Source organism: Streptomyces sp. NPDC002276, from assembly GCF_053891435.1.
Genome location: NZ_JBSFCQ010000037.1, coordinates 31,947 through 48,442 on the forward strand (window position 1 = coordinate 31,947; position 16,496 = coordinate 48,442).

Below are 16,496 nucleotides of genomic sequence, written 5' to 3' on the forward strand. Positions count from 1 at the left end.
GGGGCGCCCTTAACGTCGTAGCCGAAAAGTCAGAGCTTCTCGATCACATAGTCGATGCACTTCGTCAGGGCCTCGACGTCCGCCGGGTCGATCGCCGGGAACATCGCCACGCGGAGCTGGTTGCGGCCGAGCTTGCGGTAGGGCTCGGTGTCGACGATGCCGTTCGCGCGCAGGACCTTGGCGATCGCCGCCGCGTCGATCTCGTCGGCGAAGTCGATCGTGCCGATGACCTGCGAGCGCTTGGTGGGGTCGGTGACGAAGGGGGTCGCGTGCTTCGAGTCCTCCGCCCAGCTGTAGAGGCGGCTCGACGAGTCCTTCGTGCGGGCCGTCGACCAGGCCAGGCCGCCTTGGCCGTTGATCCACTCCAGCTGCTCGTTGAGGAGGAACAGGGTGGACAGCGCCGGGGTGTTGTACGTCTGGTTCTTGCGGGAGTTGTCGATCGCGGTCGGGAGCGAGAAGAACTCCGGGACGTGGCGGCCGGACGCGTGGATGCGCTCCGCGCGCTCGATCGCGGCGGGGGAGAACACGCCGATCCACAGGCCGCCGTCGGAGGCGAAGGACTTCTGCGGGGCGAAGTAGTAGACGTCCGTCTCCGAGATGTCCACCGGGAGGCCGCCCGCGCCCGACGTCGCGTCGACCAGGACCAACGCGCCCTCGTCGGCTCCCGCCACGCGCTTGATCGGAGCCGCCACACCCGTCGACGTCTCGTTGTGCGTGAACGCGTACACGTCCACGCCCGCCTCGGCGGTCGGCTCCGGGTGCGTGCCGGGGTCGGACGCGATCACCGTCGGCTCGGCCAGCCACGGGGCCAGCTTGGCCGCCTTGGTGAACTTGGAGCTGAACTCGCCGAAGTTCAGGTGCTGCGACTTGTTCTCGATGAGGCCGTGGGTCGCGACGTCCCAGAAGGCCGTCGAGCCGCCGTTGCCGAGGACGACCTCGTAGCCCTCGGGGAGGGAGAACAGCGCGGAGACGCCCTCGCGCACCTTGCCGACCAGGTTCTTCACCGGGGCCTGGCGGTGGGAGGTGCCCAGCAGAGACGTACCGGTGGCGGCCAGCGCGTCCAGCGCCTCCGTCCGCACCTTGGAGGGGCCAGCGCCGAACCGTCCGTCGGCGGGCTTGATGTCAGCGGGAATCTCGATATCAGCCACGAGCCGGAGCGTATCCCCTCGGTGAAACCGGACGGAAACGCGTCCGTTCGATGAGACGACGGCTCCGGCCGCTGGACAGACGGTGAGCTACGGCGTCAGCCGTACCGGCAGCTCGAAGATGTCGTTCTGCGTCACCACCGGCTTGTTGCGGAGTTCGGCCGCCGGGACCGCCAGGTCCAGCTGCGGGAAGCGCTCGTACAGGGCCGGGAGCGCCACGTCCGCCTCCAGCCGGGACAGGGCCGCGCCGGGGCAGACGTGCGGGCCGTGGCCGAAGGAGATGTGCCGGTTCTCGCTGGTGCGCGTGATGTCGAACGCGCCGGCCGTCGGCCCGTGGGCCTCCTCGTCGCGGCCGATCGCGGCGTACGACACGATCAGCGCGTCCCCGGCCGGGAGCACCTTGTCGCCGACCGGGACGTCCTCCGTGGCGAACCGGATCAGGACGTGCGAGGTGGGCGTGGAGTGGCGCAGGGTCTCCTCGACCACCGAGGACCAGTCGGCCTCGCCGGCCAGCACCAGGGCGCGCTGGACGGGGTGCGTCGACAGGTTGACGACCGCGTTGACGATCAGCGAGATCGTCGTCTCATGGCCCGCGGCCACCATCAGCTGGAGCGTGGAGACGATCTCCTCGTCGGTGAGGTGGTCGCCGTCCTCGGAGGCCGCGATCAGGGCCGACGTCAGGTCGTCGCCCGGTTCCGCGCGCTTGGCCGCGACCGTCTGCGCCATGATGCCCGCGAGTTCCGTCAGCGTCGCGATGACCTCGGCCGGCGGGGTCTGCGTCGAGAAGAACTTCTCGAACAGCTGCTTAAGGCGCGGGAGTTGGGACTCGTCTATGCCCATGAGGTCGGCGATGACGTACATGGGCAGCGGGTACGCGAACTCCGCCTTCAGGTCCACGACTTCGCCCTCGGCCGCCTCAACTCCGTTGAGCAGGCCCTCCGTCAGCTTCGCGATCCGCTCCCGCATCTGCTCCACCCGGCGCGGGGTGAGCGCCTGCGCGACCAGCGTGCGCATCCTGCGGTGGTCGGCGCCGTCCACGGTCAGCATGGAACGGCCCGGGTTCGCCAGCCCGATCAGCGGCCAGTCCGCGGGTATCTCCCCGCGCTGCCAGGCCCCCCACACGTTGATGTCCTTCACCAGCCGCGGATCCGTGAGCAGCTGTTTCGCCTCGGCGTGCCGGGTCACGGCCCATACGGGCACCCCACCGGGGAGTTCTACGGCGGCCAGCGGACCGGCCGCCCGAAGCCTGGCGCTCTCGCCGTCCAGGTCGCCGACGAAGGGGTCGAGAACGATACGGGTCTCTTCAGTACCGGTGCTCATGCGGGAGTGCCTCCAAGGGCGTGACGGACGCAGGACGTACGCGAGACGTGAGGTGCGCGGGATCAGAGCGCCGGTACGGGCGTGAATCGCACCGGCAGCGCGGTCAGTCCCCGCAGCCACGGCGAGGGCCGGCGCGTCAGGGACTCGGCGGGGACCGCCAGGTCGATGTCCGGCAGCCGGTCCAGTACGACCTCGATGCCCGTCCGCGCGATGACCTCGGCGACCTCCTGCGCGGGGAACGGACACCGGTGCTCCCCGTGCCCGAAGGAGAAGTGCGCGTTGTTGCCGCCGGTGAGCGAGGCGCCGTCGGTGCGGACCTGGGGGTCGGAGTTGGCGCCCTGGAGGCCGAGCAGCAGCAGGTCGCCGCCGCGGATGCGCCGGCCGCCGAGCTGGGTGTCGCGGGAGGCCCAGCGCCCGGCGACGTTCTGCGTCGGGGTGTCCTCCCACAGGACCTCGTTCATCGCCTCGGCGACACTGTTGCGGCCACCGAACAGCGAGGCCGCGAAACGGTCGTCGGTCAGCATCAGCCGCAGCGAGTTGCCGATCCAGTCGGCGGTCGGCTGGTGGCCCGCCGCCATCATCACCATCAGGTCCTGCGCGATCTCCACGTCGTCGAAGCCGGACTCGTGCGCCAGCATCCGCGACACGACGTCGTCGGCCGGCTCGTCCTTCCGGTCGGCCAGCAACCGCCCCATGGACGTGGCGAGATGGGTCTGCCCGGCGATCGCGCGATCCCGGCCGTCGATCATGTCGTTGAGCGCGGTGACCAGTCCCGGGCCCTGCTCGTCCCGGAAGCCGTAGAGCCGGGCCAGGACCCGCACCGGCAGCAGCATCGCGTAGTCGCCGACGATGTCCGTCTCGCCCTTGGCGCAGATCCCGTCGATCAGCTCGTCCGCGAACTTCTCGGTGTACGAACGCAGTTCGGACGGGTCCACGGCCTCCAGCGCGTCGCTGATCATGCCGACGCGCTCACGGTGCCGTTCGCCGACCGTGTAGAGGATCGACGGCTGCTTGCGGCCGATCATCGGCAGCAGCGGCCAGTCGTCGGGGATGTGGTCCCACTGGCTCCACAGGTCCGAGTCACGGCTGAACAGGACCGGATCGCCGGTGACTTGGTGCAGTTCGCGGTAGCCGAGCACCAGCCAGGCCGGGATGTCGCCGTCCAGCACCACGGGCGTCACGGCGCCGTGCTCGCGCCGCATCTCCCGGTACAGCTGCGCCGGTTCGGTCTGGAACCTGGGTCCACTCAGCGGTACGGGCGCGGTCACAGGGCCAACTCCTGGTGGGGGACGGGGACTTGGAGACGGGCGGGGCCCTGGGTGCCGTAGGAGCTCTTGACGTGTTCGACCAGGGTGATCAGGACCTGCTTCGCGGACGCGCGGGAGCGGGCGTCGCAGTCCAGGAGGGGGACGTGCGGGTCGAGGTCGAGGGCCTCGCGGATCTGCCCCGGGGCGTGGGCGGGACCGCCGAAGTCGTTGCAGGCCACGATGAAGGGCGTGCCGTGGTGTTCGAGGCGGTCGATGGCGTACCAGGAGTCGCCGATCCGGCGGGTGTCGACGAGGACGACCGCGCCGAGCGTCCCGGAGAACAGCCTGTCCCACAGGAACCAGAACCGTTCCTGACCGGGGGCGCCGAACAGGTACAGCACATTGCGGGCGTCGAGCGTGATGCGGCCGAAGTCGAAGGCGACGGTCGTCGCGGACTTGCCGCGCACCTCGCTGATGTCGTCGACGGCCTCGCCGGCCTTCGTCATCGTCTCCTCGGTGTTGAGGGGACGTATCTCGCTGACCGAACGGACCAGTGTGGTCTTGCCGACGCCGAAGCCGCCGACGACCACGATCTTGAGGCCGTTGTCGGCGGAGGCACCCAAGGGGGTGCGCGCGTCAGAGGTTGCGGAGTCCAACGAGCACCTGTTCCAGGACGTCGGGATCGGACACGGCCTTGCGCGGATGCCGGGCACTGACCCGGCCGGCCGCGAGAAGGTCGGAGAGGAGGATCTTGGTGATGCTCACCGGGAGCCTCAGCTCGGCCGCCAACTCCACCACCGCGGTGGGGTGTTCGGTGAGCCGCAGGATCGCCGCGTGCTCCGACTGCATCCCGGTCACCGGATCGCACTCGGCGACCACGAGGGTCACCAGGTCGAACGGGTTGTCCGGTGCGGAACGGGCGCGGCCCCCGGTGAGCGTGTAGAGGCGGTCGGGCGAGTCGTCCCTGCCGGGGCGGCTCATCACGTACGGGGTTCCGCGCGCAGGTGCTCGCCGAGCTGCTCGACCAGCTCGCTCATGTTGTGCCCGATCAGCCCCGCGTCCGCGTCCTCCGCGGTGACCAGGGCCAGATGCGCGCCCTCGCCCGCCTCGACGATGAACAGCACCCCGCCGTAGAACTCCGTCATCGCGGAGCGCACACCCCCGCTGCCGTCCCCGAACTCCACCGACGCGCCGTGCGACAGCGACTGGATTCCGGCGGCGATCGCGGCGAGCTGGTCGGCCTGGTCGACGGAGAGTTCGGGCGTCCGGCACAGCTTCAGGCCGTCCCGGGACAGCACCAGCGCGTGTCGCGCGCCCGGGGTGCGCTCCAGGAGGCCCTCGATGAGCCAGGTGAGCTTCTCGTCGGCGGTGGTCGTGCCGGTCATGAGGTGGGGTTGCCTTCCGGGTGCGGACGGGTGAGGGACGTGGCCGGTTCGGAGCGCTCCGGCTCCGACTCCGGTACGGACGCGGGCTGTTCGGTCAGCACGCCGAACTCCCGTACGGGCGCGGACTGTTCGGCGGTCGCACTGAACTCCCGTACGGGCGTGCGCTGTTCGGCCTGTTCGGCGGTCGCGCCGAACTCCCCTGCGGGCATGGCCTGTTCGACCGGCGCGCCGAACTCCGGTACGGGCGGCAGCTGTTCGATCATCGCGCCGCGTACGGCCTGGCGGAAACTGTTGAAGCGGGCGGCCCGGGCCAGGGTGTCGTCGGCCGTGGGCGCGGGGCGCGGCAGCACGGGAGCCGCGGCCTCCGCACGCGCGCGTGAACGCTCGGCCTCCGCCAGCGCCTGCCCCCGGCGCCGCTTGGGCAGGCCTTCGGGGAGGTCGCCCGGGGCGATGTCCGGCGCGGTGTCCGGGGCGCTGTCCGGCCGCGACTCGGCCAGGACCTCCGACAGGGCGTCGGACAACTCGTCGCCACGGTCCGGGGACTCGTGCGTGGGCACCGGGTCCGGGTCCAGGTCGGAACCGGCGCGCGCGGAGGCGTACGACACCCGCAGCTGTCCCGGGACGAGCGGTTCCGGCGTGGTCTCCGGCTCGGGGATCCTGCGCAGCGGCGCGGCCGACGGCTCGGGAAGCGCGAGGACCTCGTGCGGAGCCGCCGGAGTGTCCTGCGGCACCAGGATGTCCTGCGGTACGAGCATCAGCACGCCCGTGCCGCCGCGCGCGGAGGGCCGGTACGACACCCTCAGACCGTACTTGCGGGCCAGCCGCCCGACGACCGCGAGGCCCAGCCGGGTCCCGGTGAGACCGCCCAGCTCGGCGGAGTCACCGCCCACGGCCCGTTCGGCACGCCGGAGTTGGATGTCGCCCATGACCAGACCGCTGTCCTCGACGGACACGATGACCCCGGCCGGCACCTCCTCGACGTACACATGCACCTCGGCGGTCGGCGGCGAGAAGTTCGCCGCGTTGTCGAGGAGTTCGGCGAGCGCGTGCATCACGCCCTCGGCCGCGTGCCCGGCGACGGCGGCGTCGCTCGCGGAGTGCACCCGCACCCGCTGGTAGCCGCTGATCCGGCCCATAGCGCCGCGCAGGATCGACTCCATGGCGATCGGCCGGGCCCAACGACGCCCGGAGCGCGCCCCGGTGAGGACGGCGACGGAGTCGGCGAGACGGCCCGCCTGCGCGGTGCGGTGGTCCAGGTGCAGCAGATCGGCGAGGACGTCCTCGTCGGAGTGCCGCTCCTCCATCGCGCGCAGGTCGGCGAGCATGCCGGTGGCCAGCGCCTGCATACGGCCCGCCGCGTTGGCGGTCGCGGAGAGCGCGGCGGCCCGCTCGTGGGAGTCCCGGCGGGCCCGCTCGGCCAACTGCTTGTTCTCGGCGGTCAGTCGGGCCCGCTCCAGGGTGGATTCCTCCGTGAGGCGGCTGCGCTCCTCCGCGAAGGACGTGGTGAGCCGCATCCGCTCCTGGGAGAACTCGGAGGTCAACCGGGCGCGTTCCTGCGTGAGTTCCGCGGTCAGCCGGGCCCGCTCATGGGTCAGCTCCTCGGTCAGCTGGACGCGCTCGCGATCCAACTCCGTGCTCAGCCGGGCCCGTTCCTGCAACAGGCGGCCCGCGTCCAGGGTGACGGCCTCCAGTCGGCGGCGGGTGACACGGGCGGTCTGGTAGGCGTGCGCCGCCGCAGCTACGGCCGCGCACAGCAGCAGCGCGCCGGCGCCCGCCGCGCAGGCGACCGCGAGGCGCTGCGAGTGGGGTGCCACGGAGACCGCGCCGGCGACCGCGAGTCCGGCCAGGACGGCGGTGAGCAGCGGGGCGGGGGCGAGGGTGCGGAAGGTGGGTCGTTCGCCGGGAAGTATGGGGGCGGTCATGAAGGGGGTCCTCGGTCGGTCCTCGGGCGTCTTTGGTCGGGTCCTCTGTCGTCCTCGGTCGTGTCCTCGGGGGGTGCTCGTCGGGTTCCTGGGCGAGAAGCGACACCGGGTGCTCAACTGTCGGTCACTATATGAGAGTTAGTGATCGAACTGGGGAGGTTCTGGATGCGTTTACAGAATCCGTCCATGCTGGGGGCATGCCGGATCTTCAGTCGCAGCTGACGAGAACCGTCCGGGGCGAGGTCGGTTTCGACGTCACGTCCCGGGCGCTGACGACGATGGACGCGTCCAACTACCGACGCGTCCCCCTCGGCGTCGTCGCACCCCGTGACGCCGACGACGTGGCGGCGACCCTCGCCGCCTGCCGGGCCCACGGAGTCCCGGTCGTGGCCCGCGGCGGCGGCACCTCCATCGCCGGCCAGGCGACCGGCACCGGGGTCGTCCTCGACTTCACCCGCCACATGAACGCCCTGCTGTCCCTGGACCCCGCCGCCCGCACCGCGGTCGTCCAGCCCGGCCTGGTCCTCGACCGCCTCCAACAGGCCGCCGCCCCCCACGGATTGCGCTTCGGCCCCGACCCCTCGACCCACAGCCGCTGCACCCTCGGCGGCATGATCGGCAACAACTCCTGCGGCTCCCACTCGGTCGCCTGGGGCACCACGGCGGACAACGTGAGCGAGCTGTCGGTCCTCACCGCACGCGGCGAGGCCTCGCGCCTCGGCCAGGACTGGGCGGGCGCCCCGTCAGGCCTACGACCGCTCGTGGAGGGCGAGTTGGCCCGCCTGCGCACCGGCTTCCCCGACCTCCCCCGCCGTATCTCCGGCTACGCCCTGGACGCCCTCCTCCCCGAGAAGGGCGCCGACGTCGCCCGCTCCTTCTGCGGCAGCGAGGGCACCCTGGGCATCCTCACGGAAGCGGTCGTACGACTCGTCGAAGCACCCCGCGCACGGGCCCTCGCCGTGCTGGCGTACGCCGACGAGAGCGCGGCGGCGGAGGCGGCGGCGGGCCTGCTGCCCCTCGCCCCGCTCACGGTCGAGGGGATGGCCGCAGACCTGGTCCGCTCCACGGCCGACCTCCCTCGGGGCGGTGCCTGGCTGTTCGTGGAGACGGGCGGCGACACGGCGGCGGAAGCACGCGCGCATGCCGAGACGATCGTCCGCGCGGCCGACGTCGTCGACTCCCTGGTGGTGACGGACCCGGCGGCCCAACGCGCGCTGTGGCGCATCCGCGAGGACGCGAGCGGCACGGCGACGAGGATGCCCGACGGCTCCGAGGCGTGGCCCGGCTGGGAGGACTGCGCGGTACCACCGGCCCAACTGGGGCCGTATCTAAGGGACTTCAGGACGCTGCTCGGGTCGTACGACCTACGAGGCACGCCCTACGGCCACTTCGGGGACGGCTGCATCCACGTCCGCATCGACTTCGACCTGCTGACGGAACCGGGCGTGGCCCGCTTCCGCCGCTTCTCCGAGGACCTGGCCGACCTGGTGGTGGCCCACGGCGGCTCCCTCTCCGGCGAACACGGCGACGGCCAGGCCCGCGCGGAGCTGCTGCCGAGGATGTACGGCGACGAGATGGTGACCCTCTTCGAGCGCACGAAGGCGGTCTGGGACCCGGACGACCTCCTCAACCCCGGCATGCTGGTGCGGCCCGCCCCCCTCGACACGAACCTCCGCTTCGCCGTCCTGCCCCGCGAACCGGTGGACGTCGTCTTCGGCTACCCGTCCGACGGCGGCGACTTCACGGCGGCGGTACGGCGCTGCGTAGGAGTCGCCAAGTGCCGTACGACAGAGGTGTCCGGCCCCTCCGTGATGTGCCCGTCGTTCCGCGCGACCGGCGAGGAAGCGCACTCCACGCGTGGCCGGGCCCGGCTGCTGCACGAGATGCTCGCGGGCGAACTGGTCACCGACGGCTGGCGGTCCACGGAGGTCAGGGACGCGCTGGACCTGTGCCTGTCCTGCAAGGGCTGCCGCACGGACTGCCCCGTCGGGGTCGACATGGCCACGTACAAGGCGGAGTTCCTGCACCACCACTACGAGGGAAGGCGCAGGCCCGCGTCCCACTACACGATGGGGTGGCTGCCGCGCTGGCTGCGGCTGGTGGAGCGGACGCATACGGCCTGGCTGGTCAACTCCCTTGCTTCGGTGGGGCCGTTGGCGTGGGCGGCCAAGCGGCTGGGCGGGATCGCGCCCGAGCGGAGGATTCCGCGGGTGGCGGGGGTGACGTTCACGCGCTGGTCGAAGCGGTGGTTCAGGGCGAAGGTGCGGGGGATGCGCGCGGATTGGCGGGCGGGTCGGGAACCCGAACGTCCGCGCGGCGGCTCCGTCATGATCTGGCCGGACACCTTCACCGAGCACCTCTCGCCGTCGGTGGGGGAGGCGGCCGTGCGGGTGCTGGAGGCGGCCGGGCTCTTCGTGGTGCCCATGCCGACGAAGACCATGGGTGTGACGGAGCTGCCGGACGAGGACGGCGAGGGGACGTCGTACACCTTCAGCCCCTGGAAGGCCCGCCGGGCCCGCGTCTGCTGCGGCCTGACGTACGTCTCGACCGGTCAACTCGACCGCGCGCGGACGGTGTTGCGCGACACGCTGGAGCTGCTGGACGTGTTCCTGAGCGAGGACCGTTCCGACCCGGACGAGATCCCGATCCACTTCGTCGTCCTGGAGCCGAGCTGCGCGGCGACCCTGCGCACGGACCTCCCCGAACTCCTCCCCGACGACCCCCGCGCGGCCCGCCTCGCCGCCAGGGTGCTCACCTTCGCCGAGGCACTGGACCGCCATGCCGCCCCCGGCTGGACCCCGCCCCGCGTCGACCGTCCGACGGTCGGCCAGACCCACTGCCACCAGCACGCGGTACTCGGCGACACCGCCGACCGCCGCCTGCGCGCCGCCGCCGGCCTCACGGGTGAACTGTCCGGCGGCTGCTGCGGGTTGGCGGGTAACTTCGGCTTCGAGAAGGGTCACTACGAGGTGTCGGCGACCTGCGCGGAGGAACAACTCCTCCCCTCCGTACGGCAGGCACCGCAGGACGCGGTGATCCTGGCGGACGGCTTCTCGTGCCGTACGCAGCTGGATCAACTGGCCGGGGTACGGGGCAGGCACTTGGCAGAGGTCCTGGCGGAAGCACTGGAGGCAGAAACAAATTGACGGACGAACTCGACCGGGTCGCGGTCCTCTCCGACATCCACGGCGTGCTCCCCGCCCTGGAAGCGGTTCTCGCCGAACCGGAGGTGGCCGCCGCCGACCGCGTCGTCCTCACCGGCGACATCACGGCCGGCCCCCAACCGGTCGAAGTAGTAGACCTGTTGCGCGCGCAGGGCGACCGAGTGCTGTGGCTGTCGGGCAACGCGGACCGCGAGTTGGTCGAGTACCGCAGAGGCGAACGCACCGAAATCCCCGACCCGATAGCCCCCTACGCGGCAACGGCCCTCCGCCCCGACCAGATCGACTTCCTCGCCACCCTCCCCAAAACCCTGACCCTCTCGGTCCGGGGCCTGGGCAAGGTCCTCTTCTGCCACGCAACTCCCCGGGACGACGAGGAAGTTGTCCTGGTCGACTCCCGCCTGTCCCGCTGGGCGGAGGTCCTGGCCGACCTGGACGACTCCGTCCGCACGGTGGTCTGCGGCCACACCCACATGCCGTACGTCCGCCTGGCCCACGGCCGCCTGATCATCAACCCCGGCAGCGTCGGTATGCCGTACGGCCGCACCGGCGCCCACTGGTGCCTCCTCGGCCCAGGCACGGACCTCCGCGTCACGCCGTACGACATCCCGACGGCGATCACCCGCCTCGTCCGCGAGTCCGCCTACCCGGAGATCGCCGACTGGGCGGACTACTTCCTCAACGCCCGGGCGACGGACACGGAGGCGCTGGAGACGTTCGGACCCCGGGACGGGCGATGACGGTCGACTATCCCTAGCCGGTCGGCGGGCGCGACCGCCGCGCTCTCCGCTCCGCCAGGTAGCTGATCGCGACTATGACCAGCAGCACCAGAGCCATGGCAACCCCGCTGAAGAGCCAACTGACTGGAGCGCCTTTGGCTCTTTCCACGCCCCAGAAGACCATGGTCAGCACGACCCAGCGGGTGGAGAGGCGTGCGAGAGTCCGTCCCGGCCCGCCGGCGCGTGGACGGTGCACGAACGGCCGGGTGGCGGGGGCGTAGCCGACGCGCTCGTAGTGCAGTTGACTCAGGCGTTCCAACCGCATGAGCAGTGCGAAAAACAACGTCATCCCGACGCCCAACCAGACCGCCTGCAAGAAACGCGTCCCATCGGAGAACGCCCCGAAGGTCGAGCCGCCCAACGCCGCGAGCGGCACGGCCAGCGCAGCCCCGGAGCGCAGCGGCCGACTGGTGACGCGAACCGCGATGGGCGCCGGAGGCCCGTACCTTGCGCCCATGCCGAGAGCCCGCTCGGCTTTCAGGGCCGCCGCCAGCAGCAACAACTCCGCCTTCCGCAGCACCTGCTTCATGGACCCCTCGCACGTCGACGATGCCGAAAACACACAGTGGACCATCGACAGGGCGGCACGGTTGCCGTCACTGCGCGATCCGGTCGGCACCGGGCTCGTTGGACGACATCCACCGCGGCCTCAAACCAGCAGTGGCGCCGCAACATCAAGAAGGCCGAGAAGGCCGAGAAGACCGAGAAGGCCGGGGTGAAGGTGGTCCGGGGCGGTTACGACGAACTCCCCGCCTTCTACGAGCTCTACGCCGAGACCGCCGAACGCGACCGCTTCATCCCCACCAGCCGCCGACGTCGAGTACCTGGGGGAGTGGGACTTCCCCCTCAACCGGCTGCTGCACAAGGCGCTGGACCTCTACATGGCGCGCCGCTGAAGGTCCTGTCTGAGGGCGGAAGCACAGGTTCGTTAAGGCTGCTCTCAGGTTTATTAGAGAACTCTCAGGTTGGCGGACCTCGCTCAGGATTCACATAGGTATTCACAGCACCTGCTTGCCGTTCGCTTGCCGACTTTGCTGCTTCTTGGCGTCGGTGGCGTGTAAGTTTCTCGGTGTCGGGAATTCCCCGGGCGGTAAAACGCTCGACTTTGACGCACAAATTCCTCAGCACAACCTAGGAGTTCGGAATGGGCCTCAACAAGCTCGCCCCGCTGCCCAAGCCCAAGAAGCAGCAGCTGCCGCCCCCGCCGCCCCCGAAGCCCCGCAAGAAGCACGAGCCGAAGCCCCTGCCGAAGCCGCTGCCCGGCCAGGACAGCTGATCCGGCAGTAGGAGGAGGGCCGACCCACGCAGTCGGCCCTCTTTTCTTTCCTGAATTCGAAAATCCAAAGAATTCTGATGACGGAAAGTGGAGGGCGTTGTGGACATGGATACGGAAGAGGAAGACCTCGATTATGAGGGCGACGAAACTCCTACCATTCCCGCCCGCACGGCTTTCCGCCGTTTCTGGCCGCTCACCGTCGGCCTCAGACGCTGGCTGATCCTCGTCTGGGTGTGCACGGTGGTCGCCGCACTCGCCGAGACCGAGTCGATCCTCCTCTTCAGCGACCTCACCGACCGCGCCCTGGCGAAGGGATCGCTCGCCGCGTTCTGGAGCCCGGCCGTCATATGGCTGGGCGTCGCACTCGTCGGCGCGGTCGTCGCCTACGCCGGCAACTCCCTCGCCGCCTGGGCCACCGAACGCTTCGTGATGAGACTGCGCGAGCATGTCTTCGACCACGTACAGCAGTTGCCCCCGCACTTCTTCCAACGGCACCGCCAGGGCGACCTGTTGTCCCGCCTCACGAGTGACGTCGAGGCGATCGAGACACTCGTGGTCTCCGGCGTCGTAGGCACCGCCTCGGCGATCTTCTCCGCCCTCTTCTACGCCGCCGCCGCGTTCTGGCTGCGCTGGGACCTCGCCGCGGCCACCTTCGTCCTCGCCCCGCTCTTCTGGCTGGCCGCCCGCCGCTTCTCCGGCTCCATCAAGGACGTCTCGCGCGCGGGCCGCGTCGCCGACGGCGCGATCACCTCCGTCGTCGAGGAGTCCCTCGGCAACATCGTCCTCACCCAGGCCTACGGCCGCCGCGACGCGGAACGCCGACGCCTGAACGAGGAGGCGAGCGCCTGGTTCCGCGCCTCCGTCCGCTCCACTCGCCTCAACGAGGCCTACGAGCAACTCGTCAGCGTCATCGAGACCGTCTGCGTACTCGCCGTCATCGGCATCGGCGCCTGGGAGATCTCCACCGGCCGCATGACCCTCGGCCAACTCCTCGCCTTCTCCGCCTTCTTGGGCTACCTCTACCCGCCCGTCCGCGGCCTGGCCCAACTCGGCCTCACCATCACCGCCGCCACCGCGGGCGCCGAGCGCCTGATCGAGATCCTCGACGTACGACCGTCGGTCGCCGACCCCAGCCACGGCACGGAGTTCGGCCGCCCCGACGGCACCGTCGAACTCCGCGACGTCTCCTTCAGCTACCCGGGCGCGGACCGCCCCGCCCTGGAGGGCCTCTCCTTCACCGTCAACCCCGGCGAACTGGTGATCGTCACCGGCCCCAGCGGCGCCGGCAAGTCCACGGTCTCCAAAATGCTGCTCCGCTTCTACGACCCCGAAGCCGGCGAAGTCCTCCTCGACGGCGTCCCCCTGCGGGACCTCCCCCTCGCCCGCCTGCGCGAGTACGTCACCCTGCTCCCGCAGGAGACCCTCGTGCTGCACGACACCGTCCGCGCGAACATCGCCTGCGGCCGACCCGGCGCGAGCGAACAGGCGATCATGGACGCGGCGATCGCGGCCGACGCCCACGAGTTCATCCTGCGCCTCCCCGACGGCTACGACACGAAGGTCGACCCCAACTCGGCCCGCCTGTCCGGCGGTCAGCTCCAGCGCCTGGCGATCGCCCGCGCGATCCTTCGCGACGCCCCGGTCCTCGTCCTCGACGAACCGACGACCGGGCTGGACTCGATGGCGGCCCGACGGGTCGTGAAGCCGCTGCGACGACTGATGGCCGGCCGTACGACGATCATGATCACCCATGACCTCAACCTCGCCCCCGACGCCGACCGGATCCTCGTCGTCGACCGGGGACGGATCGTGGAGACGGGTCGGCACGACGAGCTGATGGCGCGGGGTGGGGCGTACTCGCGACTGCATCGTTCGCAGAACAACGCGGTGATGGACACCGGGGAGCTGCGGTTGCCGCTGTTCGCCGAGGCAGGGGCAGGGGCGGGGGCAGGAGCAGGGGTTGCGTACGCCGCGGCGCCTCCGGTCTTCGTCGAGAGTTGGGCGCCACAGCCGCAGGGATATCAGGCGTATCCGGCACAGCAGGTACAAGAGGTGCAGCAGACGCAGCAGGTGTACCAACCTGCTTACGTCGAGGCCGAGTACGCCTCCGATCCGCTCTTCGGGCCCATGCCCGCCACTCTCCCCGACGGGCGGCCGCTGTTCCGTGACGAGGTTCCCTGGAGCGGCATCTGAACCACTGATCATCCGGCGGGCCGACTCCGGGACAGTTGCATAAAGGGTTCTCACACCTGTCTCGGTCCATTACCATGGACCGAGCAGTGCATCGTGATGGACGAATCCCGAGCTGATCCCCTGGAAGCGCCGTGAGCATCCCCAGTACGTCGACGACCGCCCCCGTGGCGGCGACCTCCGTTGCCGCTCCTCGTCGGTTCGGTCCGGTGGGCCTCGTGCTGGCCGGGGGGATCTCGGTTCAGTTCGGTGGAGCGCTGGCCGTCACGATGATTCCGCGGGCCGGATCACTGGGCGTGGTGACGCTTCGCCTGCTGGTGGCAGCCGTGGTGCTGCTCGTGGTCTGCCGCCCGAGTCTGCGCGGTCACTCGCGTACGGACTGGGGCACAGTCGTCGTCTTCGGTGTCACGATGGCCGCGATGAACGGGCTCTTCTACCAGTCCCTGGCCCGCATCCCGCTGGGCCCGGCGGTGACCCTGGAGGTACTGGGCCCGCTCGCCCTCTCTGTGCTGACTTCCAGGCGTGCGCTGAACGCGGTGTGGGCGGGACTCGCTCTGGCGGGCGTGTTCCTGCTGGGCGGGGGAGGCTTCAGCAGCCTGGACCCGGTAGGTGTGGCCTTCGCGTTGGGGGCCGGCGCCATGTGGGCGACGTACATAGTTTTCAGCGCTCGTACGGGGCGGCGCTTCCCGCAGGCCGATGGGCTGGCGCTGGCGATGGTCGTGGCGGCGGTGGTGTTTCTGCCGCTCGGTGTCGCGGAGTCCGGTACGCGGCTGCTGAACCCTGGGACCATCGCGCTCGGGTCGGCGGTGGCGGTTCTTTCGTCCGTCCTTCCCTACACGCTTGAACTTCTGGCGCTGCGACGGCTGCCTGCTTCCACCTTCGCCATCCTGATGAGCCTGGAGCCTGCCATCGCGGCCACGGCGGGCTTCCTGATCCTTCACCAGGCGCTGTCTGTCCCTGAGGCCTTGGCTATTGGGCTGGTCATCGGGGCGAGTATGGGGGCTGTGCGGACTCAGGTGGGGCGGGGGAAAGTGAAGCGGGAGGCAGTGCAGGAAGCTGCTGGGGTTGGGTCTTAGGCGTATGTGAACGTTGGGCCACTCGCTTCTTGTCAGTGTCGGGCTGGAACGGACCGAGTAAAGGGCGCTTCGCTTCGCTACGCGTCGCCTGCGGCGATGACCCTTCGGGTCACCCTTGACTAGGTCCGTTCCAGCCCGGTTTAGAAGCGAGCGAGCGGCCCGGAGGAATGGGGGGCCCGGGTATGTCAGCCCTTCACGTGGGCTGCGTACGTACCCGGCGGAGAGGATGCGCGTCCGCGCCTCGCCAGCACGCCGCGTCGGCTCAGCGGCCAACGCCGAGTGGGTGGATCCCTTGGGAGTGAGCGGGGGTGCAGGCTTTGCACGCCAGGTCTCCGGGACGTCGTCGCGGATCAGGATGTCTTCCAGGAGGTCGGCAGGTGCGGCCTCCTGTATCTGGCCGGGTTGTGGTGTGGCTTCCCGGCCAGGGACGGCCATCACGCTGCTCCGCGAACTCCAGGGCTCGCAGAGTCCCATGTGGCATGCGGCGGTGGGCGACGGCGAGCGAGGAAAGGTCCCCGAGGAAGGGTCCCCGGGGGGTGGGGGTGGGCTTGAAAAAGTGTGTCACTTTCCGCCCAAAGTGACACACTTTTTCAGACCCACCCCCACCCCCTCCTCCTTCCACCGTCGTCAATGGCGCCGCCGTGGGGTCTCCGACCTATTCGCTTTGCAACTCCGGACACTCGACCTCCACTGAGGCCTTCAGTACACGCGCATCCGGCAACGACCCCACCAAGTCCAGGTCGAAGAAGCCCATCCCCCCCCGCCGGGGGTTGGCCGCTAAGCCAGCCCGGCGTGCTGGCGAGACGCGGATGCGCCCCTTAGCACTGGCCCGCGACGCAGCCGACGTAAGGGACGGGCATACCCGGGCCCCCCATTCCTCCCGGCCGCTCGCTCGCTTCTAAACCGGGCTGGGGCGGACCTAGTCAAGGGTGACCCGGAGGGTCATCGCCGTAGGCGACGCGACCGTAGGGAGCGCCCTTTACTTGGTCCGTTCC

13 protein-coding genes and 1 pseudogene are annotated in these 16,496 nt (G+C 70.3%); 6 read left to right on the plus strand and 8 right to left on the minus strand.

Annotated elements, in window-relative coordinates; translation table 11 throughout:
* Window positions 1-29: 29 nt before the first annotated feature.
* The 7 genes from serC to ACWIHT_RS45940 form a co-directional block, all read right to left on the minus strand.
* Window positions 30-1,148, minus strand: a complete 1,119-nt coding sequence (gene serC, locus ACWIHT_RS45910) for a phosphoserine transaminase (RefSeq protein ID WP_456174601.1) — start codon at window positions 1,146-1,148, stop codon at window positions 30-32.
* An 87-nt stretch (window positions 1,149-1,235) separates the two neighbouring features.
* Window positions 1,236-2,465, minus strand: a complete 1,230-nt coding sequence (locus tag ACWIHT_RS45915) for a cytochrome P450 family protein (RefSeq protein ID WP_456174602.1) — start codon at window positions 2,463-2,465, stop codon at window positions 1,236-1,238.
* Between the two features lie 62 nt (window positions 2,466-2,527).
* Window positions 2,528-3,733, minus strand: coding sequence for a cytochrome P450 (locus tag ACWIHT_RS45920; protein ID WP_456174603.1), 1,206 nt, complete (start codon window positions 3,731-3,733; stop codon window positions 2,528-2,530).
* Window positions 3,730-4,368 (minus strand): GTP-binding protein, encoded by a 639-nt coding sequence (locus ACWIHT_RS45925; protein ID WP_456174604.1) that lies wholly within the window; start codon window positions 4,366-4,368, stop codon window positions 3,730-3,732. The genes ACWIHT_RS45920 and ACWIHT_RS45925 overlap by 4 nt, the downstream gene beginning before the upstream one ends.
* A complete protein-coding gene (locus ACWIHT_RS45930) occupies window positions 4,349-4,693 on the minus strand; it encodes a DUF742 domain-containing protein (RefSeq protein WP_456174605.1) in 345 nt (114 codons plus the stop codon). The genes ACWIHT_RS45925 and ACWIHT_RS45930 overlap by 20 nt, the downstream gene beginning before the upstream one ends.
* Complete coding sequence (locus ACWIHT_RS45935; protein ID WP_384164273.1) at window positions 4,693-5,097, minus strand: roadblock/LC7 domain-containing protein; 405 nt, start codon at window positions 5,095-5,097, stop codon at window positions 4,693-4,695. Before ACWIHT_RS45935 ends, ACWIHT_RS45930 begins: the two co-directional genes overlap by 1 nt.
* Complete coding sequence (locus tag ACWIHT_RS45940; protein WP_456174606.1) at window positions 5,094-7,019, minus strand: ATP-binding protein; 1,926 nt, start codon at window positions 7,017-7,019, stop codon at window positions 5,094-5,096. Before ACWIHT_RS45940 ends, ACWIHT_RS45935 begins: the two co-directional genes overlap by 4 nt.
* A gap of 197 nt (window positions 7,020-7,216) precedes the next feature.
* Here ACWIHT_RS45940 and ACWIHT_RS45945 point away from each other — a divergent pair, with 197 nt between their 5' ends.
* Both ACWIHT_RS45945 and ACWIHT_RS45950 read left to right on the plus strand, forming a co-directional pair.
* Window positions 7,217-10,165, plus strand: coding sequence for an FAD-binding and (Fe-S)-binding domain-containing protein (locus ACWIHT_RS45945; RefSeq protein ID WP_456174607.1), 2,949 nt, complete (start codon window positions 7,217-7,219; stop codon window positions 10,163-10,165).
* Window positions 10,162-10,920, plus strand: coding sequence for a metallophosphoesterase family protein (locus ACWIHT_RS45950; protein WP_456174608.1), 759 nt, complete (start codon window positions 10,162-10,164; stop codon window positions 10,918-10,920). Before ACWIHT_RS45945 ends, ACWIHT_RS45950 begins: the two co-directional genes overlap by 4 nt.
* Window positions 10,921-10,933: 13 nt before the next feature.
* Here ACWIHT_RS45950 and ACWIHT_RS45955 read toward each other — a convergent pair whose 3' ends face one another.
* Window positions 10,934-11,488, minus strand: a complete 555-nt coding sequence (locus ACWIHT_RS45955; RefSeq protein WP_456174609.1) for a hypothetical protein — start codon at window positions 11,486-11,488, stop codon at window positions 10,934-10,936.
* A 95-nt stretch (window positions 11,489-11,583) separates the two neighbouring features.
* On the opposite strand from ACWIHT_RS45955, the pseudogene ACWIHT_RS45960 reads away from it, so the two are divergent.
* From ACWIHT_RS45960 to ACWIHT_RS45975, 4 genes and pseudogenes are all read left to right on the plus strand, one after another.
* A pseudogene (locus ACWIHT_RS45960) lies at window positions 11,584-11,755 on the plus strand (peptidoglycan bridge formation glycyltransferase FemA/FemB family protein); the annotation flags it as partial.
* A gap of 348 nt (window positions 11,756-12,103) precedes the next feature.
* The gene (locus ACWIHT_RS45965; RefSeq protein WP_019072556.1) at window positions 12,104-12,235 is read left to right on the plus strand and encodes a hypothetical protein; all 132 of its coding nucleotides are present in this window, start codon (window positions 12,104-12,106) and stop codon (window positions 12,233-12,235) included.
* 105 nt (window positions 12,236-12,340) lie between these two features.
* Window positions 12,341-14,428 carry an ABC transporter ATP-binding protein gene (locus ACWIHT_RS45970; protein ID WP_456174610.1) on the plus strand — a complete coding sequence of 696 codons (2,088 nt, stop codon included), beginning with the start codon at window positions 12,341-12,343 and terminating at the stop codon, window positions 14,426-14,428.
* A gap of 137 nt (window positions 14,429-14,565) precedes the next feature.
* Window positions 14,566-15,501, plus strand: a complete 936-nt coding sequence (locus ACWIHT_RS45975) for an EamA family transporter (protein WP_456174615.1) — start codon at window positions 14,566-14,568, stop codon at window positions 15,499-15,501.
* Window positions 15,502-16,496: the final 995 nt, after the last annotated feature.

Coding starts and splice junctions, on each gene's coding strand:
- ACWIHT_RS45945 (WP_456174607.1), top strand. CDS start 7,217: ATGCCGGATCTTCAGTCGCAGCTGACGAGAACCGTCCGGGGCGAGGTC.
- ACWIHT_RS45915 (WP_456174602.1), bottom strand. CDS start 2,465: ATGAGCACCGGTACTGAAGAGACCCGTATCGTTCTCGACCCCTTCGTC.
- ACWIHT_RS45970 (WP_456174610.1), top strand. CDS start 12,341: ATGGATACGGAAGAGGAAGACCTCGATTATGAGGGCGACGAAACTCCT.
- ACWIHT_RS45955 (WP_456174609.1), bottom strand. CDS start 11,488: ATGAAGCAGGTGCTGCGGAAGGCGGAGTTGTTGCTGCTGGCGGCGGCC.
- ACWIHT_RS45940 (WP_456174606.1), bottom strand. CDS start 7,019: ATGACCGCCCCCATACTTCCCGGCGAACGACCCACCTTCCGCACCCTC.
- ACWIHT_RS45930 (WP_456174605.1), bottom strand. CDS start 4,693: ATGAGCCGCCCCGGCAGGGACGACTCGCCCGACCGCCTCTACACGCTC.
- ACWIHT_RS45965 (WP_019072556.1), top strand. CDS start 12,104: ATGGGCCTCAACAAGCTCGCCCCGCTGCCCAAGCCCAAGAAGCAGCAG.
- ACWIHT_RS45935 (WP_384164273.1), bottom strand. CDS start 5,097: ATGACCGGCACGACCACCGCCGACGAGAAGCTCACCTGGCTCATCGAG.